The sequence below is a fragment of the Enterobacter cloacae complex sp. XAL002 genome (assembly GCF_049236805.1).
Taxonomy (GTDB): domain Bacteria; phylum Pseudomonadota; class Gammaproteobacteria; order Enterobacterales; family Enterobacteriaceae; genus Enterobacter; species Enterobacter intestinihominis.
On sequence record NZ_JBMKJN010000005.1, the window covers coordinates 13651 to 33737 of the forward strand.

Sequence of the window (20087 nt, forward strand, 5' to 3'; positions counted from 1 at the left end):
GAGGTTAAAAGAATATTATGATGCGAATCGCGCTCTTCCTGCTCACCAACCTGGCGGTGATGGTGGTATTCGGGCTGGTGCTAAGCCTGACGGGAATTCAGTCGAGCAGCGTTCAGGGTCTGTTGATTATGGCGCTGCTGTTTGGTTTCGGCGGCTCTTTCATTTCACTGCTGATGTCGAAGTGGATGGCACTGAAATCCGTGGGCGGTGAAGTTATTGAGCAGCCGCGTAACGATATGGAACAGTGGTTGATGAGCACGGTTGCTCAGCAGTCAAAGCAGGCGGGCATAGCCATGCCGCAGGTGGCGATCTACCACGCGCCGGATATCAACGCGTTTGCTACCGGTGCGCGTCGTGACGCGTCCCTGGTGGCCGTCAGTACCGGTCTGCTGCAAAACATGAGCCGTGACGAAGCGGAAGCGGTTATTGCTCACGAGATCAGCCACATCGCTAACGGCGATATGGTCACCATGACCTTGATCCAGGGCGTGGTGAACACCTTCGTTATCTTTATTTCCCGTATTCTGGCGCAGATTGCTGCCGGATTTATGGGTGGCAACCGTGATGAGGGTGAAGAGAGCAACGGTAACCCGCTGATCTATTTTGCTGTTTCAATGGTGCTGGAGCTGGTGTTCGGTATCCTGGCAAGCATCATTACCATGTGGTTCTCCCGTCATCGTGAGTTCCACGCGGATGCCGGTTCTGCGAAACTGGTGGGTCGTGAGAAGATGATTGCTGCGCTGCAACGTCTGAAAACCAGCTACGAGCCGCAGGAAGCAAACAGCATGATGGCCTTCTGTATCAATGGTAAATCAAAGTCGCTGAGCGAGCTGTTTATGTCACATCCGCCGCTGGATAAACGTATTGAAGCGCTGCGAAGCGGCGAATACCTGAAGTAATACCCGCCGGATGAAAAAAAACCGGGCAGGAGACAATCTCCGCCCGGTTTTTTTATGCCTGCGCCTTTGGCTGGGTCACACGAAGGCCGCTAATGATAGCCGCGAGGGTCGCCAGTGTCCCTGCGGTAATCAGCGCAACGTGTGTCGCATTTTGCCCGGCAAGGTTAAACATCAACGCCACCATTGCGGCCCCGGTGCTTTGCCCTAATAGTCTTGCCGTACCCAGCATCCCGCTGGCGCCACCGCTGCGATGACGTGGGGCAGAGGTGATAATTGTGTGGTTGTTAGGTGACTGGAACAGACCGAAACCTGCCCCGCAAAGGATCATGCGCCAGATAATATCCAGATCCCCCGGCGAGGAGGGCAGGAGCGATAGCGCAAACAGTCCTGCTGCCATGACGATCAGCCCGATAGCCCCCAGCAGTCCGGCATGAACGCGCTCAATAAGGTACCCGGCCAGCGGGGCCATCACCATGGTTGCCAAAGGCCAGGGTGTGAGCAGCAAGCCTGTTTCCACTTCCGAACGGCCAAGCACGCTCTGCAAAAAGAATGGCAGCGCAACCAGCGCCAGCATCTGGGCGCAGAACGAGCAAATGGAGGTACAAATTGATAGCGAAAACAGCGGAATACGCAGCAAATCGACCGGCAGTAACGGCACGGGCAGCGCCAGCTGGCGTCGTACAAAGAAAAAGCCGATGATAAGCAGGGCAACGATTTCTGCGGCAATGAGCGACAAAGACTGTCCCTGCGCAAATCCGCTCAGCGCAGTAATCAGCAGGCCAAAGGTCAGCGCGTTCATCACAGCGCTGGGCAGGTCAAAACGTGGCATGGTGTTTTTCGGACCATTTTCCGGAAGATAGCGCAGGGCGAAGAAGATCGCCACAATGCCCAGCGGCACGTTAATGGCAAACAGCCACTGCCACGAGGCTACGGACAGAATGGCGGCGGCGATCGTCGGCCCGGCGGCGGACGACACGGCCACAATAAAGGAGTTAATGCCCATGCCGCGCCCCAGATGGCGATGAGGATAGATAAGCCGTATCAGGGCCGTGTTCACGCTCATTAGCGCCGCACCGCCAAAACCCTGTGCGATACGCGCAAGCGTAAGGGTGTGCAGTGAATCGGAAAGGGCACAGAAGAGCGAGGTGAGAGTAAAGACCACCAGCCCGCACAGATAAACCCGGCGATAACCAAACATATCGCCCAGGAAAGAGAGTGACAAAAGGGAAATCACAATCGCTATCTGGTACGCGTTCACAATCCAGATGGAGCTTGCCGGAGAAGCATTAAGGTCTTTGGCAATGGTAGGAAGAGCCACATTGGCAATCGCACCGTCAAGGACAGCCATCGAAATGCCGATGACAATAGTGGCAATTGCCCCGTACCGCTGTGGTAAGGGCAGGCCATCAGAAACGTTTTTTTGCATGGGAAAAGAATGACTCAGTGTGAAATTATTTTCAGAGTAACTATTTTAGCATCGTTATTTCGGTTTTATGTCGCAGATTTGTAACGAAGTAAACCCAGATAGATTGCAGCGCGCATCACACGAATTTATAATAAAAACCGGTTCTGATTTTTATAAAACACTCTCCATGAGGTGATAAATGGCAATCGCAGATTTGGATAAGCAGCCAGATTCTGTTTCTTCCGTGCTGAAGGTGTTTGGCATCTTGCAGGCGCTCGGAGAAGAGCGTGAAATTGGTATTACAGAGTTGTCGCAGCGTGTGATGATGTCGAAAAGCACCGTTTATCGCTTTTTGCAGACGATGAAATCATTGGGTTATGTCGCGCAGGAAGGAGAATCAGAAAAATATTCTCTGACCCTGAAATTGTTTGAATTGGGCGCCCGCGCCTTGCAGAACGTGGATCTGATCCGCAGCGCTGACATTCAGATGCGTGAACTTTCGCGGTTGACGAAAGAGACCATTCACCTCGGCGCACTGGATGAAGACAGCATCGTTTACATCCACAAAATTGACTCCATGTACAACCTGCGCATGTATTCACGCATCGGTCGTCGTAACCCGCTGTACAGTACCGCAATTGGTAAAGTCCTGCTGGCCTGGCGCGATCGTGAAGAGGTTAAGCAAATCCTTGACGGTGTGGAATACAAACGCAGCACCGATCGCACGATTACCAGTACGGATGAACTACTGAGCGTGCTGGATAAAGTGCGTGAGCAGGGTTATGGGGAAGATAACGAAGAGCAGGAAGAAGGGTTGCGCTGCATCGGTGTGCCGGTGTTTGACCGCTTCGGCGTTGTCATTGCGGGACTGAGCATCTCTTTCCCAACGCTGCGTTTCTCCGAAGAGCGTCTTCATGAGTATGTGGCAATTCTGCATACCGCAGCGCGCAAAATTTCAGAGCAAATGGGCTATAACGAATACCCGTTCTGATCAATGCCTCCAATAAAAACGCCGCACTCTTGCGGCGTTTTTGTAAGCGAAATTTAGCTCTGATTAGCCGTTATCCACCACAACAGATGATTTACGCAGCACAGGACAGTTGGTTAACCCGATGATCCCGCTGTCGGAATGGATGTACTGAGCCGTGCTTACCCCCTGGGCGGTGAGATATTTACACTGAATACCCAAACCCGCGGCATTCTCTTTGCTTCCCATTAATACGCCATACCCACTTAACAGCAGGCCGATCCACACAAGTGCCAGTACAATTATCGTACGAACGAGTAAACGCATCGATGCCTCTTTTTTCTTTGTTGTCATGGAGTAAGCGTAACGGGTTTACGCAGTGAAACAAGTGCACGATTCCGAAAAGCGTCTGTTGAAGGTACAGTTAGCCCCTGTTTAAGATAGCCGTGATAACCTGGCTACATCAGGTCATAAGACGGAGTGTGGAGTGAAAAAAATACGCTGGGTAATTCTGATTATAGTGCTGATAGCATGCGTGGTGCTGTGGACGCAGACTATCAATGTGATGTGCGATCAGGATGTACAGTTCTTTAGCGGCATTTGTTCAATCAATAAGTTTATCCCCTGGTAGTGGCTATTTTTGCACTGAGCGATGTCCTTACGTGGCTGCAGTGGTAAAATGACTGTTTTTACTGAGGTGGTGAAATGGGTGAGTTAATGAATTCGGGGCTGCTGAGCATTGCATCCCTGGTAATGTCTTTAGTGGTGCTGGTCGTTGGACTGGTGCTGTGGTTCTTCGTTAATCGCGCCAGCTCCCGCACAAACGAGCAGATTGAGCTGCTGGAAGCATTGCTCGATCAGCAGAAACGGCAGACTGCGTTGCTGCGTCGTCTGTGCGAAGCCAACGAGCCGGAGGAGAAAGCGGTGCCGAAGGAAGCTGATGCTCAAAAACAAGACGAGGAAGAGTTCATTCGCCTGGTGGCCGAACGATAGTCTGCCCGGAACGGGGAGGTGGCCTGACGTACGGCGTAAATATCCTCCCTTATCAAATGTAACCCATAACATCCCAACATATAATTAAGCAGCAGTTAACTACTGTTTCAGTATACTGAAAACTGGCGAATATTTATCCTTATACAAGCCATACCGTTTCGTTGAATAAATTGTGAGCTTTAACTTTCCTGAAGTGTTTTATTTTTATCGAAACGTTTTGCTTGCCTTGTTTTGAGGCAGAGTCATAAAAATTTCATTATTTTGGTGCAGAATAACGCTTATTAAATGGTGGATTTTAATACAGTTAGCAAAATGTATTTAACCTCGTTTATTCACTGTCACCCTCTGGTGCATTGCGATGTTTTCAGCATAACTTTTCACAAAATGTTCTAACTCAGTCATTCCTTTAAAGAAAATCAGGGATTGGGATGGACGCTTTGAAATGATTGAGCTATGTTTAAAAAGTCTTTGATTACAGGGCGCGCCAGCGCACCCTGTGGGCGGTGAGGTCAGGTGGCGCTTCATTTGACAATTCGCATAACTGTGCAGATTGTTATGGAGTAACGCCTGAATTTGTGCGGCGGATCGAGACACGTTTAAAAATGGCTTGCCATATTAAACGTTGTGTGTGATAACACGTTTTGGGTCAAACGAGGTACAGTTCTGTTTATGTGTGGCATTTTCAGTAAAGAAGTCCTGAGTAAACACGTTGTCGTTGAATACCGCTTCTCTGCCGAACCTTATATTAGTGCCTCAAGCAGTAATGTCTCAGTTTTATCTATGTTAAAGCCTGCGGGCTAAGAAAACACTCTAAGGAATTTTGCAAATGGCAAAGATTAAAGGTCAAGTTAAGTGGTTCAACGAGTCTAAAGGTTTTGGTTTCATTACTCCTGCTGACGGCAGCAAAGACGTGTTCGTACACTTCTCTGCAATCCAGGGTAACGGCTTCAAAACTCTGGCTGAAGGCCAGAACGTTGAGTTCGAAATTCAGGACGGCCAGAAAGGCCCAGCTGCGGTTAACGTAACTGCTATCTGATCGAATCACTGCTGACTGAAGCGCTTAGCGCTTCGATCTCAGACATAAGCCTCGCCGATGCGGGGCTTTTTTATTCACTTATTTTTCAAAATGTTACGTATTCCTCCTCTGTTATTATCTTGTTGCAAACCCGCGAGATTATTAGCATTGTTTTCCCGCCTTATTACCCCTTTTTCCCGTTAAATCAGGGCGTTGATTAACAGCCCTGGGGTTAAAGTGAAAAAAAAGACAATAACGGCCAACGGAAACTTTACACCGGCACGTTTTGCACTTCTGTGTCTCGCCATCTTTTGTAGCCTTGCTTTTCTGTTAGGCCGCGTGGCATGGCTACAAATTATCAAACCGGATAATCTGGTGAAGCAGGAGGATATGCGTTCTCTGCGCGAAGTGGCGATAGACGCCCCGCGCGGGATGATTGTTGACCGTGAAGGGCGTCCCCTTGCGGTAAGCGTACCTGTTCAGGCCGTCTGGGCCGATCCTAAAACTGTGCTTGATAAAGGGGGGATCGGCTTTGATTCGCGCTGGCAGGCCCTGGCAAATGCTTTACACCTTTCTCTGAGCACGCTCGCATCGCGAATAAACAGCAATCCGCACGGGCGATTCATTTATCTAGCTCGTCAGGTTGATCCCTCCCAGGCAAAGTGGATTGATAAGCTGCATCTTCCCGGTATCAACCTACGCGATGAGTCCCGCCGCTTTTATCCTGCCGGACACGTGGCGGCAAACCTGATTGGCTTCACTAATATTGATGGTCAGGGTATTGAGGGCGTCGAGAAAAGCTTTAACACGCAGCTCACCGGGAAGGCAGGCGTGCGGCTGGTCAGGAAAGATCGCTACGGGCATGTGGTTGAGAACCTCACGGAGGTGGCGCCCGTACCGGCACATAATATCCAGCTTAGTATCGATGAACGCCTGCAAACTATCACCGAAGACGCGCTGGATAATGCCGTGGCGTGGAATAAAGCCGAGTCAGGCGCGTCGGTGCTGATTAATATCCAGACGGGCGAAATTCTGGCGATGGCGAGCTTCCCTGACTTCAACCCCAACAATCGGGAAGGGGCAACGCTGGATGACTTTCGTAATCGCGCGATCAGCGACACCTTTGAACCGGGTTCGACCGTTAAGCCTCTGGTGCTGATGACGGCGCTACAGCAGGGGCTGGTGCAGCCTGACAGCGTGATAGACACGCATCCCTACACCATTGATGGCCATCGTATTCGCGATGTGGGCTACTACCCCGAGCTGACCATGACCGGGATCCTGCAAAAATCCAGCGACACGGGCGTATCCCGTCTTTCTCTCGCGATGCCCGTGCAACGGTTACTTGATACCTATAAAAACTTTGGTTTTGGCGAGAGTACCGGGCTTGGCTTAACGGGAGAAAGCTCAGGTTTACTGCCGCAGCGAAAATTCTGGAGTCAGTTAGACAGGGCGACCTTTGCCTTTGGGTATGGCCTGATGGTTACCCCCCTTCAACTGGCGCATGTGTATGCCACCATCGGTAGCTATGGCATTGAACGGCCTCTGTCCATCACCCGTATCGATCCCCCCGTGATTGGCAAACGGGTGATGCCCGGGGAGATTGTTCACGAGGTGGAACACATGATGGAGAGCGTCGCGTTACCCGGCGGTGGCGGGATCAAAGCGGCGGTGCGTAACTATCGTGTGGCGATTAAAACCGGGACGGCCAAAAAAATCGATGAACACGGTAAGTATGTGGATAAATACGTCGCCTACACAGCAGGCGTTGCGCCCGCCAGCGATCCCCGTTTTGCACTGGTGGTGGTGATCAACGATCCGAAAAACGGAGCCTACTACGGCGGGGCCGTTTCCGCGCCCGTGTTCAGCGAAATTATGGGTAACGTCTTGCGCCTGGAAAACGTGAAGCCAGACGGGCTGCCGGCAGATTCTGACCATCTGATCGTGATGCGTCACCCAGCCGTTTATAACCCTGGCGAATAGCGGTACACTTCGCCTTTTGGTTTTCGCCCTGGAGCTGTCATGTCTTTCAGTTGTCCCCTTTGCCACGCGCCGCTGACGCGCGCGGAGAAAACGTTTATCTGTCCACTGGGACATCAGTTTGACCGGGCTAAAGAGGGCTATGTCAATCTTCTGCCGGTACAGCACAAGCGCTCCCGGGATCCGGGTGACAGCGCGGAGATGATGCAGGCGCGCCGGGCGTTTCTTGACGCCGGGCACTATCAACCGCTCAGGGATGCCGTTGTCGACTTACTCCGTCAATATCTGACAGAAGGCGCATCCGCCATGCTGGATATCGGCTGCGGCGAGGGCTACTACACCGCCACGTTTGCTGACGTCGCGGCTGGGAAGGGCGCCGAAACTTACGGGCTGGACGTGTCGAAAGTGGCTATCCGTGCAGCAGCAAAACGCTACTCACCGGTAACGTTCTGCGTGGCCTCCAGCCACCGCCTGCCGTTTGAGGAAGCGAGTATGGACGCCGTGGTGCGTATCTATGCCCCGTGCAAGGCAGAGGAGCTGGCGCGCGTCGTTAAGCCCGGCGGGTGGGTTATCACCGTTACGCCGGGACCGCGTCATCTGCTGGAGCTAAAAGGGCTGATCTATGATGAAGTTCACCTGCATGCGCCGCACTCTGAACAGCTGGCGGGCTTCGCGTTAAAGCAGGCGCAGTCAGTGGCGTATGAGATGACGTTACAGGGAAGTGAAGCGGTGGCGTTACTGCAAATGACGCCGTTTGCGTGGCGGGCAAAACCAGAGGTGTGGGAAACGCTGGCAGCACAGACAGAATTTCGCTGCCAGACGGATTTCAGCATCCATTGCTGGCAGCGCGAAGATTAACCCGCGAAGTGTGCCCAGAGTATTTGGGCACCAATTCCGATCAACACGATACCGCCCAGAATTTCGGCGCGTTTGCCTAACAGCGGGCCAATGAACCGCCCCACCATCATCCCCAGCGTTGACATAATCAGCGTGGCGCAGCCAATCGCCAGCGCGGTGGCGATAATATTGACCTGCAAAAACGCCAGACCGACACCGACGGCCATTGCGTCCAGGCTGGTTGCGATAGCGGTTGTCACCAGAAGCCAGAAGCCGTGGCGTTGCAGCGGCGCATCATCTTCATCGCTGTTGCCACGAAAACCTTCAATTACCATGCGTCCGCCGAGGAACACCAGCAGCACGAAGGCGATCCAGTGGTTCCACTCCAGCACAAACTGGCTGGCGAGCATCCCCAGACCCCAGCCAATAAGCGGCGTCAGCGTTTCGATTGCGCCAAAGATGAGACCGGTGCGCAGGGCTTCGGAAAATTTAGGTTTATGGAGAGTGGCACCTTTACCGATAGAGGCGGCAAATGCGTCCATGGACATGCCAAAAGCCAGAAGGATCGTAGCGGAGATATTCATAAGTGCGTCCAGACCGGGGATATCCATATGACACATCACTGCCCCCAGTAAACAGCAGTTGATGTATCTATGGTCTCGCCTGATCGCTTTTGGCACAGTAAGTGTGCTGAAAACGATCCGTACGCGCCACGTTTTGCAACGAGTATGTTGACACGTACATTTCCCGCAGGCAGGAAATCGGCTACTCCCCAACGACGGGCGCAACCTTAACATATTTTGAGAATATAAAACAACAACGAAGGTGGCTTTATATAGCCACTATATTGATAACGATTTTCATTTAGGTTTATGCGTAAAAGTATCGTTAATAAATATAAGTTAATTCGCAGGGGAGATATAGCATCGGCTATATTGCTGGTTTGAGAATAATACAATACATAGCCGATGCTATAAAATTAATTCATTGAGTTTTAAGGAGTAATTTGTAGATTTTTTCCAGGTCGTCAATATTTTTGACGCGAATGAGCAGGCGGCGTTGTTCTAATTGCATCACCAGAACTCCGTCTTCGGATAAATTCATCTCTTTAATGCGGTTATATTCTATCCAGACATTGGCGAAGAAGAATCCGTGTTTTTTAAAAATGAGTTTTGGCGAGCGGATCCAGAACAGGTAAATCGCCATTAATGCCAGCGCACATAATAACCATGTGGTTAATATTGCGCCGTGGCTGGTCACATTATTGTAAATCAGGATGACTACCAGACCGGCGAAGATAAACGCATCAATGCGCCCACGGCGTAAGAGGGGAAGGGTCAGCAGCGTCTCGCCGTGGCGGCGAGGCATAATGAACTCGTCATAGATCGCGTAAGCCAGAAGGGCAACAATAAATAAAACCAGTACGGTGTCCGTGACAGTCATTCATCCTCCAGATAAAAAGACCGGGGGCAAGCCCCCGGTCGGTAACGCATTTTATTACAGACCCAGCAGGCCGACGGCGTAGCCCGCGATACCGATGACGAAGAAGCCAACGATGATCCAAAGCGGGTTCACTTTCTTACGCAGCAGCCACATACAGGCGAAGGTTAACAGCAGCGGTACCAGGCCAGGCATCAGCTGGTCCAGAATGGTCTGCACGGTGGTGACGCGCGTCTGACCATCCTGACCGGTGATCGTCGATACCACCAGCGGGATGTTCACGTGCGTCCACTTGTTAACCAAAGCCCCCATTACAAACAGGCCGAGGATTGACGCCCCCTCAGTCAGTTTTTGCAGGAAGCCGCCGCCCATATCCTTAACGATATCCACCCCTTTACGGTAACCGTATGCCACGCCGTAGTAGCGGGTCAGCAGACGCACCGCGTTGAACAGGATAAAGAACAGCAGGGGACCAAGCAGACTGCCGCTCATGGCGATCCCGGCGCCCAGTGCCGCAAAGACCGGACGCACGGTACCCCAGAAGATCGGGTCGCCCACGCCTGCCAGCGGCCCCATCAGACCGACTTTGATACCGTTGATAGCACCATCGTCGATCTCAGCCCCGTTTGCACGCTGCTCTTCCATCGCCAGCGTTACGCCCAGAACAGGCGCCGCTACGTAAGGGTGAGTGTTGAAGAATTCCAGGTGACGCTTAATTGCCTGACGGCGTGCTTCGTTGTTTTCCGGATACAGGCGTTTGATTGCCGGCACCATGGAGAAGCAGAAGCCGAGCGCCTGCATACGTTCGAAGTTCCATGAACCCTGAAACAGGTTAGAACGGATGAACACGCCACGAATATCACCCGGAGTGAGTTTTTTCTCAGTGGTAGTTTTTGTCATATCAACCATTTCGCTCACCTGTTAGTCCAGTTCGTTATCGAGATCGTTGTTACCAGCAGCCTGCGCAGGGGCACCCGCGACACGGTTGTATTTCGGGCTGAGCTGGATATAAAGAATCGCCATCACCGCACCAATCACACCCAGCGCAACCAGGTTGAAGTTGGTGAATGCAGCGGTAACGAAGCCAAGGTAGAAGAACGGCATCAGATAGCCTGCGCGCATCATGTTGATGACCATCGCGTAACCTACGACCACAATCATACCGCCCGCGATATTCAGACCGCCGGTGACCACTTCTGGTATGGCGTTCAGCATACTTTGAACTTCACTGGTCCCAACGGAAATCGCCACGATAACGGCCGGAATAGCGATACGCATCGCCTGCAGGAACAGGGACGAGACGTGGATCCAGGAGAGCGCTGTCAGGTTGCCGTTATCGGCCGCCTTATCCGCCGCGTGCTGGAAGGCAACGGTGATGGTACGAACAATGATGGTCAGCACCTGGCCTGCCGCGGCCAGTGGAATGGCCAGCGCGATACCGGCACCGATACTCTGATGACCGGCGATAACCAGAACGGTCGAAATAATGGACGCCAGCGCGGCATCTGGCGCAACTGCCGCACCGATGTTCATCCAGCCGAGGGCGATCATTTCCAGGGTACCACCGATGATGATACCGGTTTTCATGTCACCGAGAACGGCGCCAATCAACGTACAGGCCACCAGAGGGCGGTGGAACTGAAATTCATCAAGTACGGACTCCATACCCGCAATACACGCGACGATGAACACCAGCACAATCTGAAGAGTAGTAATCTCCATTGCACTTCTCCTATTACATAAGCTCTATATGAAAAACCGGCCCGGGCTTATTTCCCCACTTTGCCGATCAAATCCATCATTTTCAGTTTCTGATCCGTGGAAACCTTACGGGCTTCCAGCTCGATACCGCGTGCATTCAGCTTGTTGAAGGCCTCGATATCTTTCGCATCCACTGAAATCGCGTTGTTGACCTGCGTTTTGCCCTGACGGAAAGCCATACCGCCAATGTTAACGGAGGTGATTTTCACGCCGCCTTCAACAATGCGTTCAACGTCTGTCGGGTTGGTGAACAGAAGCATCACGCGTTCGCCCGCATATTTCGGGTTGTTGTAAACGCGGATCATTTTGGCGACATCCACGACGTGCGCGGTGACGCCCGGCGGTGCAACCTGGGTAAGAAGGGTTTTACGGACAGTGTCGGCGGCCACTTCGTCACTGACCACGATGATGCGTTGTACGTTGGTCTCTTTGGTCCAGCGCGTCGCCACCTGGCCGTGGATCAGACGGTCATCAATACGCGCAAGGCCGATAACCATGTAATCGTTGGGACCCATTGGCTTCGCCGGTGCCGCGGCTTTTGGTGCAGCAGGGGCAGGGGCAGGTTTTTCAACCGGCTGTGCTTTCAGCGCCTTCACGCCTTCGCGACCGGTTTCCACCGCCAGCGCCACCAGCTCGTCAAAGCCTGGGTTGTCGTCACGCGCCATGAAGGTTTCCACCAACATTGGGATATTCACCCCGGCGACGACTTCATAATGCTCTTTATCGACAACAATGCGGCTGGCAGCGTTGAACGGGCTGCCGCCCCATGTATCCACGAGAAACAGCACGCCTTTGCTGGTATCCAGCTTCTCAAGCTGAGCAGTGTACTTTTCAATCAGCGTCTCGGCGTTTTCACCGGGAACGAAATCGATCCAGCCGACGTTTTCCTGCTCGCCCAACAGCATTTCTGCCGTTTTGAGTAACTGCTCCGCAGCCCAACCATGTGTGCCTATGACAATAGCAATGGTCACTTGCTACCTCCTATTATTATCATTTATACGTCTGCCAGGCAGGCGTACTGAGAATCGTATTGGCGAACCGAATCGATTCAGATAAGGGTTAGAGTTCTAAAAAACCAAGACTTCCGCGAATTATTTTAGATAGTGAAAAAATAATTTATGTGATGAAGATCCGTAATTTAGCTACGCCTTACAGATTTTTCTGTAAGATAAACCACGTGTGTTACAGAAGTTTGCAAAGGAACGTAAATCTTTGCTAAAAACCCATTGTCTCTGATATGTTTAGCGTCCGTTTAATTATTCAGGAGTATAGGGCTACAGCCCACTATATGGACCGTCACCGACGTCAGTCATCTTCCAGGCCATCCCGCGCCTTATTCACCGGCGACCTTCGCCACGCATCGACCCCCATTCCCTTTGAAATGCCCGAAATTAGCGGGGCACCGTTTTGTCATTCCTTTAGCAGGAGCGTGTCATGGAATTCTTAATGGACCCGTCAATCTGGGTAGGCTTGCTTACGCTGGTCGTGCTGGAGATCGTTCTCGGTATTGATAACCTAGTGTTTATTGCCATCCTTGCGGATAAGCTGCCGCCGAAACAGCGTGATAAAGCCCGTCTGATCGGCCTCTCGCTGGCGCTGATCATGCGACTGGGCCTGCTGTCCGTGATCTCGTGGATGGTTACGCTGACTAAGCCTCTGTTCACCGTCATGGATTTCACCTTCTCCGGCCGCGATTTAATCATGCTGGTGGGGGGGCTTTTCCTGCTGTTCAAAGCTACAACAGAACTGCATGAACGGCTGGAGAACCGGCAGCATGATGATGGCCACGGTAAGGGGTATGCCAGCTTCTGGGTGGTGGTCCTGCAGATTGTGGTGCTTGATGCGGTCTTCTCACTGGATGCGGTGATTACAGCGGTTGGCATGGTGAACCATCTGCCGGTGATGATGGCGGCGGTTGTGATTGCGATGGCGGTAATGCTGCTGGCGTCGAAACCGCTGACGCGTTTCGTCAACCAACATCCGACGGTCGTCGTGCTGTGTCTGAGTTTCCTGTTGATGATTGGTCTGAGCCTGGTGGCAGAAGGTTTTGGTTTCCATATACCGAAAGGCTACCTGTACGCCGCGATTGGCTTCTCGATTCTGATCGAGCTGTTTAACCAGATTGCGCGCCGTAACTTCATTAAGCAGCAGTCGAATCAGCCGCTGCGCGCGCGTACCGCCGATGCGATCCTGCGCCTGATGGGCGGGCGTCGTCAGGTGAACGTGCAGGCGGATAACGAGAACCGTAACCCGGTTCCGGTGCCGGAAGGCGCGTTTGTGGAAGAAGAACGCTACATGATCAACGGCGTGCTTTCGCTGGCCTCCCGCTCCCTGCGCGGCATTATGACGCCGCGCGGTGAAATCAGCTGGGTGGACGCCAACCTGAGCGTCGACGAAATTCGCCAGCAGCTGCTCTCCTCGCCGCACAGCCTGTTCCCGGTCTGTCGGGGCGAGCTGGATGAGATCATCGGTGTGGTGCGCGCGAAAGAGATGCTCGTGGCGCTGGAAGAGGGCGTCAACGTCGAGGCCGTAGCGGCCGCGTCGCCTGCCATCGTGGTGCCGGAGACGCTGGATCCGATTAACCTGCTGGGCGTGTTGCGTCGTGCTCGCGGGAGCTTTGTTATCGTCACCAACGAATTTGGTGTGGTACAAGGTCTGGTAACGCCGCTGGACGTGCTGGAAGCCATTGCCGGTGAATTCCCTGATGCGGATGAAACGCCAGAAATCGTTGCCGACGGTGACGGCTGGCTGGTGAAAGGCACCACCGACCTGCACGCGCTCTCGCACACGCTGGGCGTCGAAAACGTGGTCAATGACGATGAAGACATCGCCACGGTAGCGGGGCTGGTGATTGCCGTTAACGGGCAGATCCCGCGTATCGGTGATGTGCTTGAGCTGCCGCCGCTGCAAATTACCATCGTTGAAGCCAACGACTATCGCGTTGATATGGTTCGTATTGTTAAAGAGCACTCTGTACACGACGAAGAAGAGTAACGCTATCTAGCGTAACGGCAATAAAGGCACGATGTGTCCGTTGTGACGGGCTGGCGGAGGGTTACTTTCCGCCAGCCATTTCGGAAACTCCCGCAGCGGCATCGGCCGCGCATACAAGTACCCCTGTAAAATATGTACGCTGTGGCGGCGCAAATAGCGTGACTGCTCCTCGGTTTCAACCCCTTCTGCAACCAGTTCAATATTCAACCGCTGGCCCAGCGCAATAATAATATCCGTTACCGTTGAGTTCACGGCGTCGGTGCCGATCGCGGTGGTGAAGGATTTATCAATTTTCAGCACGTCCGGGTGAAGTTTTTCAAGCCACGAAAGAGAACTATTGCCCGTACCAAAATCATCAATCGCAAGCTGCACCCCTTTGCGATGCAGCTCCCGCACGATGCGGTAATCCACATCGAGCAACGCATCGCGTTCGGTTAACTCTACAATCAACTTTTGAACAGGGTTCGCCTTAAACCAGATGCGGTTGAGATCCCGGATCAGCGCAGCGCGGCGAAAATGGCTGGCGGCCACGTTGATGCCAATATGGAAATCCCGTGAGGCCGGGAAAAAGCCTATCTGCCGCACCGTTTCGCTGATGACGTAGCGGGTAAGCGGAACAATCAGGCTATGTTCTTCAGCCAGGGGGATAAAGACATCGGGAGAAATCCAGCCCTGACGCGGGTTGTTCCAGCGCAGGAGGATCTCGACGCCAACGCATTCCCGGGTGCGGGCGTTTACCAGCGGCTGGCAGAAGAGTTCAAACTCCCGGGCAGCAATCCCCATATTAATTTCCCAGGTGAAACTTATGCGTCGCGCCGTGGCAAGCCAGGCGATATAGCCCATCAGTAAACTGAGCATCAACGCCAGCGGTAGCTGGGTAGGCAGATTTTTCAATGCCATTTGGCCTGCCCCAGGGCCGCTGACCGTGACGCTGAAAGGGTAGTGCTGTGAAGACTGTTCCAGCAGGGAGGCGTGTTCATCGAAGGTCGGCGTATTCGTCACCTGCTGCCCGTCGCGGAGAAAATTATCGCCTACTCTCAGGACCACGTCGGTGATTTGTGGCCGCTGTGGCTCCAGAATCATTTTGGTGATGAGATCGATATTCACTACCTCCATCAACCCGTCACTGCCGTCGCCCGCAAGGGGTGACCACTGAATCAGTACCGGACTGCCCTTTAACAGCCACCGATCGGTCAACAAGATCAGCCTGGGTTCACTGGACGGAAGCATCGGCTCAATGTCACTGACGGGCATATTTCGGCTGCCAAATACGCTCGAGCAATACAGTATTCCGTCTTTGACGAGGGCGATGGAGCGCACGGTCTGGAGGATCGCCGCCTGTTTTCGCAGAATCGGATTCGCTTCAGCGCAGGGCATATCAACCAGAAAACGTAGAGTTTCACGCTGGGTTTCTAACGCAAGAAGCACCTTATCAAGCGCACGCACTGTGTGGTGAGTAAAGTCGTGGATCCGATCCTGATTAATGTTGCGCTGTGAAATAAAGCGAATGCCCAGCGTCAGGACGAGCGTAACGAGCGCAACCGTAACACAGACGATAACGCGTTTTCGGCGATAGTCTTTAATGATCGTTTGTGCAGTTTGCATGAACAGTCGCCTGATAAGCACCGGCCGGAAAAGCCAGACGCAACAGTGACAGTGTAGTGGGGAATACGTGAAGCGACGAGAGGCGGTGGGAAAATTCGCCCATCTGTTGCAGATGGGCGAAAAGGAAGGTTTAGTCGCACTGCACCTTAATGGCCAGACCGCCGCGCGAAGTCTCACGGTACTTCGCGTTCATGTCCTTGCCGGTTTCGTACATGGTTTCAATAACCTTATCCAGTGACACGCGTGGCTCGCTGGTACGGCGCATCGCCATACGCGAGGCGTTGATCGCTTTGACGGAGGCGATGGCGTTACGCTCAATGCACGGTACTTGCACCTGGCCGGCAACCGGGTCACAGGTCAGACCGAGGTTGTGCTCCATGCCGATTTCCGCCGCCACGCACACCTGCTCAGGGCTTGCGCCCAGCAGTTCCGCCAGACCGGCCGCCGCCATAGAGCAGGCCACGCCCACTTCACCCTGACAGCCTACTTCGGCACCGGAGATGGAGGCATTCATCTTGTACAGCGCGCCGATAGCGCCTGCCGCGAGGAAATAACGGATATAGATCTCCGGTGTCACGGGCTCAATAAAGTGATCGTAGTAGGCCAACACCGCCGGAACGATACCGCACGCGCCGTTGGTTGGCGCCGTCACCACGCGACCACCCGCTGCGTTCTCTTCGTTAACCGCCAGCGCAAACATGTTCACCCAGTCAACCACATTCATTGGATCATTGGAGAATTTGTCGGTGGTGACCAGCATACGGCGAAGCGCAGAGGCACGACGTGGCACACGCAGTGGCCCAGGCAGAACCCCCTCGGTGTTCATCCCGCGGTCAATACAGGCGCGCATGGTTTGCCACACGTTAGCAAAATAGTCTTCGATCTCTTTCTTGCTGTGCAGCGCCAGTTCGTTCTGCATCACCATGCCGGAGAGGGAGAGACCGGTCTCTTTGCAATAGGCCAACATCTCGGTGGCAGATTTAAACGGATAGGGCACATTCACATCGCCCGCGCTCTCTTTGCCAAAGTGTTCTTCGTCAACGATAAAGCCGCCGCCGATGGAGTAGTAGGTTTTACTGTAGATCTCTTTTTCGCCGCTCCAGGCGTGGATGGTCATACCGTTTTCATGCAGCGGCAGGTTGTCGCTACGAAAACGCATCCCGTCATCCTGCGGGAAGTCCACTTCGTGCTGACCGTTAGCCAGCAGCAGACGACCGCGCGTTTCCACGTCGCGGATAAATGCCGGAATGGCATCAATATCAACTGTGTCCGGCATATTGCCCGCCAGACCCATAATAATGGCGATATCGGTGTGGTGGCCTTTACCCGTTAATGACAGTGAACCGTAAACGTCTACGGCGACACGGGTAACGCTTTCCAGTAATCCTTTTTCGACCAGATCATCGACGAACTGTTTACCGGCCTTCATCGGCCCTACAGTGTGGGAAGAAGATGGACCAATCCCCACTTTGAACATGTCGAATATACTAATCACTTTCACACTCCTGACAGGGTACTGGGGTTCCAGTAACGATGTTATAACTGCGCATAGTGTAAGAGGGAACACTAACCTCGGCTTAACTATTCACATGAATTAAACTAATGGTTAACGATGGTTTAGCTAATAGCGCGACGCCGATCGCAAACCTGCCAGAAAAGGGTGGAATGTAAAGTATAGTCAAGGCTTCAGGCCGATTTGTAGTGCAAGCTCACGAATGATGCCTGCCGTCATGCCCCAGACAAAATAATGCTGATACCACGACAGCCAGACCCGATGATCGTGCCCGCGGCGGTGAATATCCAGAGGATGATAGCGGCCCAGACGAAGGGCCTCTTCAAGCGGCATTTCGAACACCGCTGAAACTTCATCGACGCTGGCGTGATACTGAAGATCGGGCGGAATAATGCCGACGACCGGCGTAACCTGAAAACCGGTTACGCTGTCCACTGGCGGCAGCACGCCAATCACCTCGACCGCCTCCGGGGGGATCGCCACCTCCTCATGCGCTTCGCGCAGCGCGGCGGCAATCAGGGAAGCATCGGTGCTGTCCACCGCGCCGCCCGGAAACGCAACCTGACCGGCGTGTTTTCGCATATGCGGTGAGCGCTGGGTAAGCAACAGACCCGGCTGTTCACGACGCACGACCGGGATCAGCACCGCCGCCTGACGTTGATTCAGCGCGGCGCGGTTAACCTGAGGCCGCAGAAGCTGAAAACGCGACAGAAAATCATCCAGCGTCAGGTTGTCTTTCTTCAACGTGAGTTCTCCAGTTGTTTCAGGATACGATTCACTTTATCAAAGGTTTCCTGATATTCCGCCCCGGCCTGGCTGTCGGCTACAATGCCGCCGCCTGCGGAACAGTAAAGGTTACCGTCGCAGGCCGTCAGGGTGCGAATAGTGATGCTGGTATCCATGGTTCCGCACAGGCTCACATAGCCGATGCTGCCGCACCAGGCGTTGCGGCGATGCGGTTCCAGTTCGTCGATAATCTCCATCGCGCGGACCTTCGGCGCGCCGGTGATGGAGCCGCCCGGAAACGCGGCGCGGAGCAGATCGCAGGCGGTTCGCGAGGCCGGCAGGCGTGCAGTGATAGTACTGACCAGATGATGCACCGCCGGGAAAGGTTCCACAACGAACAGCTCCGGCACGCGCACGCTGCCCGGCTCGGCGACGCGGCCAATATCATTGCGCATCAGATCGACAATCATCAGGTTTTCAGCGCGATCTTTCGGCGAGGCCGCCAGCGTCTCCGCCTGCTGGCGGTCGGCGTTAGCATCGGCAAGGCGCGGCAGGGTGCCCTTGATCGGGCGGGTCTGAATAATACCGTCAGCCAGATGAATAAAACGCTCAGGCGAAAGGCTGAGGATGGCGCCGTGTTCAAGGCGTAAAAATGCGCTAAACGGGGCCTTATTGCTGGCATTGAGGCGGGTAAATGCCTGCCATTCGTCTCCCCGGTACGCCGCCTGGAAACGCTGGGCAAGGTTGACCTGATAACAGTCGCCGCTGTGAAGATACGCCTGCACGCGAGAGAATTTTTCCGCATATTCCGCCGCGCTCATGTTCGAGTGCCAGCCAGAGGTCAGCATAAAGTGTTCCGCTGTGGCGGGCCGTTGCGCCTCAAGCCAGGCCAGACGCGCCTGCACGTCTCGGTGGCTAAGCAGGGAAACCGTCTGCTTACGGTGATCCACGATTAGCGCCCAGTCATACAGCCCGACCGCCATATCCGGCAGGGAAATATCCGCCTGCGCATGCTCGGGCAGCTTTTCGAAACGGCGACCCAAATCGTAACCAAACAGGCCCAGCGCGCCCCCCTGGAAAGGCAGATCCGGATCCGGCGTGGCAGATAAGCCCAGAGCATGGATCTCGTTCTGAAGCCGCATCAGCGGATCGTCCGTGGGTGACAGCGCATCGGTAGTCAGCGTTTTAACCGGGTCGGCCACCAGAATATCAAAGCGGCTATAGGGGTGATCCGCATGCCCGGAGTGCAGCAGCATGGCAAAAGGAAGGTGGCTCAGACGGGCAAACCAGAACTCGGCGGCGTCTGCACGCCAGGGTAAGGTCATAACAGTGGGGAAGCGCATGTTCATGTATGGCATACTACCGGGTAGCGTGAAATAATTAGCGCGAATAATTTAGCAGGAGTTAACGATGTTTGCAGGTTTACCTTCTCTCAGTCATGACCAACAGCAGAAAGCGGTAGAGCGGATTCAGGAACTGATGGGCCAGGGTATGAGCAGCGGAGAAGCGATCACCGTCGTCGCTCAGGAAATTCGCGCCAGTCATACCGGCGAGCGGATAGTGGCGCGATTTGAAGATGAAGATGAATAACCGGGCTTAAACTGCCGCGATAATCTTAATCTCCACCTTATACTCCGGTTTCATCAGCGTGGCCTGTACGGTGCAGCGTACAGGCGCGTGACCCGCCACTACCCACGCATCCCAGGCTTTATTCATCTCCGCGAAGTCGTCTTTATTCGCCAGGAAAATCGTCGCGTCCAGAATGCGGGATTTATCGCTGCCCTGTTTTTCCAGTACGGCGTCGATCTGCGCCAGGGTGTTAGCGGTTTGCTCGAAGGCGTCGGCGTCCAGATTGGCAGGGACACCGGTGTAGTACAGCGTCTGGTTGTGGATCACCACATCAGACCAGCGGGCTTCGGCATCAATGCGCGTAATTGTCATAAACGTATCCT

21 protein-coding genes and 1 pseudogene are annotated in these 20087 nt (G+C 53.7%); 10 read left to right on the plus strand and 12 right to left on the minus strand.

What is annotated here, in order from left to right:
- Positions 1-17 precede the first annotated feature (17 nt).
- Positions 18-899 carry a protease HtpX gene (gene htpX / locus ACOT0L_RS05945; RefSeq protein WP_003859899.1) on the plus strand — a complete coding sequence of 294 codons (882 nt, stop codon included), beginning with the start codon at positions 18-20 and terminating at the stop codon, positions 897-899.
- A gap of 52 nt (positions 900-951) precedes the next feature.
- On the opposite strand, the gene ACOT0L_RS05950 is transcribed toward htpX, so the two are convergent.
- On the minus strand, positions 952-2325 hold the full coding sequence (locus tag ACOT0L_RS05950; protein WP_126502902.1) for an MFS transporter: 1374 nt from the start codon (positions 2323-2325) through the stop codon (positions 952-954).
- 178 nt (positions 2326-2503) lie between these two features.
- Here ACOT0L_RS05950 and kdgR point away from each other — a divergent pair, with 178 nt between their 5' ends.
- Positions 2504-3295, plus strand: coding sequence for a DNA-binding transcriptional regulator KdgR (gene kdgR, locus ACOT0L_RS05955; RefSeq protein ID WP_022648455.1), 792 nt, complete (start codon positions 2504-2506; stop codon positions 3293-3295).
- Positions 3296-3358: 63 nt separating this feature from the next.
- Here kdgR and ACOT0L_RS05960 read toward each other — a convergent pair whose 3' ends face one another.
- Complete coding sequence (locus ACOT0L_RS05960; RefSeq protein ID WP_022648454.1) at positions 3359-3598, minus strand: YobH family protein; 240 nt, start codon at positions 3596-3598, stop codon at positions 3359-3361.
- Between the two features lie 160 nt (positions 3599-3758).
- On the opposite strand from ACOT0L_RS05960, the gene mgrB reads away from it, so the two are divergent.
- The 6 genes and pseudogenes from mgrB (at position 3759) to rlmA (ending at position 8117) form a co-directional block, all read left to right on the plus strand.
- Positions 3759-3902 (plus strand): PhoP/PhoQ regulator MgrB, encoded by a 144-nt coding sequence (mgrB, locus tag ACOT0L_RS05965; RefSeq protein WP_003859906.1) that lies wholly within the window; start codon positions 3759-3761, stop codon positions 3900-3902.
- Between the two features lie 74 nt (positions 3903-3976).
- Positions 3977-4264 (plus strand): YebO family protein, encoded by a 288-nt coding sequence (locus ACOT0L_RS05970; RefSeq protein WP_023300358.1) that lies wholly within the window; start codon positions 3977-3979, stop codon positions 4262-4264.
- A gap of 669 nt (positions 4265-4933) precedes the next feature.
- Positions 4934-5078: pseudogene (locus ACOT0L_RS05975) on the plus strand (DUF2627 domain-containing protein).
- A 12-nt stretch (positions 5079-5090) separates the two neighbouring features.
- Complete coding sequence (gene cspE, locus ACOT0L_RS05980) at positions 5091-5300, plus strand: transcription antiterminator/RNA stability regulator CspE (RefSeq protein ID WP_001062678.1); 210 nt, start codon at positions 5091-5093, stop codon at positions 5298-5300.
- A gap of 216 nt (positions 5301-5516) precedes the next feature.
- Positions 5517-7262, plus strand: coding sequence for a peptidoglycan glycosyltransferase FtsI (gene ftsI / locus ACOT0L_RS05985; RefSeq protein ID WP_126502901.1), 1746 nt, complete (start codon positions 5517-5519; stop codon positions 7260-7262).
- A gap of 39 nt (positions 7263-7301) precedes the next feature.
- Positions 7302-8117 carry a 23S rRNA (guanine(745)-N(1))-methyltransferase gene (gene rlmA, locus ACOT0L_RS05990; RefSeq protein ID WP_126502900.1) on the plus strand — a complete coding sequence of 272 codons (816 nt, stop codon included), beginning with the start codon at positions 7302-7304 and terminating at the stop codon, positions 8115-8117.
- Here the strand turns inward: rlmA and mntP are convergent.
- The 5 genes from mntP to manX form a co-directional block, all read right to left on the minus strand.
- Positions 8114-8680 (minus strand): manganese efflux pump MntP, encoded by a 567-nt coding sequence (gene mntP, locus ACOT0L_RS05995; RefSeq protein WP_032622454.1) that lies wholly within the window; start codon positions 8678-8680, stop codon positions 8114-8116. The genes rlmA and mntP overlap by 4 nt on opposite strands.
- Before the next feature lie 400 nt (positions 8681-9080).
- Positions 9081-9539: a DUF986 family protein gene (locus ACOT0L_RS06000; RefSeq protein WP_022648449.1), complete on the minus strand. Its 459-nt coding sequence runs from the start codon at positions 9537-9539 to the stop codon at positions 9081-9083.
- 54 nt (positions 9540-9593) lie between these two features.
- A complete protein-coding gene (locus ACOT0L_RS06005; protein ID WP_006810994.1) occupies positions 9594-10445 on the minus strand; it encodes a PTS mannose transporter subunit IID in 852 nt (283 codons plus the stop codon).
- 12 nt (positions 10446-10457) lie between these two features.
- Positions 10458-11258 carry a PTS mannose transporter subunit IIC gene (manY, locus tag ACOT0L_RS06010; protein WP_022648448.1) on the minus strand — a complete coding sequence of 267 codons (801 nt, stop codon included), beginning with the start codon at positions 11256-11258 and terminating at the stop codon, positions 10458-10460.
- 47 nt (positions 11259-11305) lie between these two features.
- Complete coding sequence (gene manX, locus ACOT0L_RS06015) at positions 11306-12268, minus strand: PTS mannose transporter subunit IIAB (RefSeq protein WP_022651434.1); 963 nt, start codon at positions 12266-12268, stop codon at positions 11306-11308.
- 463 nt (positions 12269-12731) lie between these two features.
- On the opposite strand from manX, the gene yoaE reads away from it, so the two are divergent.
- Positions 12732-14291 carry a CNNM family cation transport protein YoaE gene (yoaE, locus tag ACOT0L_RS06020; RefSeq protein WP_023300354.1) on the plus strand — a complete coding sequence of 520 codons (1560 nt, stop codon included), beginning with the start codon at positions 12732-12734 and terminating at the stop codon, positions 14289-14291.
- Positions 14292-14297: 6 nt separating this feature from the next.
- Here yoaE and ACOT0L_RS06025 read toward each other — a convergent pair whose 3' ends face one another.
- From ACOT0L_RS06025 to pabB, 4 genes are all read right to left on the minus strand, one after another.
- Positions 14298-15896, minus strand: a complete 1599-nt coding sequence (locus tag ACOT0L_RS06025) for an EAL domain-containing protein (RefSeq protein ID WP_126502899.1) — start codon at positions 15894-15896, stop codon at positions 14298-14300.
- A gap of 130 nt (positions 15897-16026) precedes the next feature.
- Positions 16027-17391, minus strand: coding sequence for an L-serine ammonia-lyase (gene sdaA, locus ACOT0L_RS06030; RefSeq protein WP_022648444.1), 1365 nt, complete (start codon positions 17389-17391; stop codon positions 16027-16029).
- A 183-nt stretch (positions 17392-17574) separates the two neighbouring features.
- Positions 17575-18153 (minus strand): CoA pyrophosphatase, encoded by a 579-nt coding sequence (locus ACOT0L_RS06035; protein ID WP_022648443.1) that lies wholly within the window; start codon positions 18151-18153, stop codon positions 17575-17577.
- A complete protein-coding gene (gene pabB, locus ACOT0L_RS06040) occupies positions 18150-19484 on the minus strand; it encodes an aminodeoxychorismate synthase component 1 (RefSeq protein WP_032622420.1) in 1335 nt (444 codons plus the stop codon). Before pabB ends, ACOT0L_RS06035 begins: the two co-directional genes overlap by 4 nt.
- Positions 19485-19545: 61 nt before the next feature.
- On the opposite strand from pabB, the gene ACOT0L_RS06045 reads away from it, so the two are divergent.
- A complete protein-coding gene (locus ACOT0L_RS06045) occupies positions 19546-19725 on the plus strand; it encodes a YoaH family protein (RefSeq protein ID WP_022648441.1) in 180 nt (59 codons plus the stop codon).
- Between the two features lie 6 nt (positions 19726-19731).
- On the opposite strand, the gene ACOT0L_RS06050 is transcribed toward ACOT0L_RS06045, so the two are convergent.
- Positions 19732-20076, minus strand: a complete 345-nt coding sequence (locus ACOT0L_RS06050; RefSeq protein WP_022648440.1) for a RidA family protein — start codon at positions 20074-20076, stop codon at positions 19732-19734.
- Positions 20077-20087 lie beyond the last annotated feature (11 nt).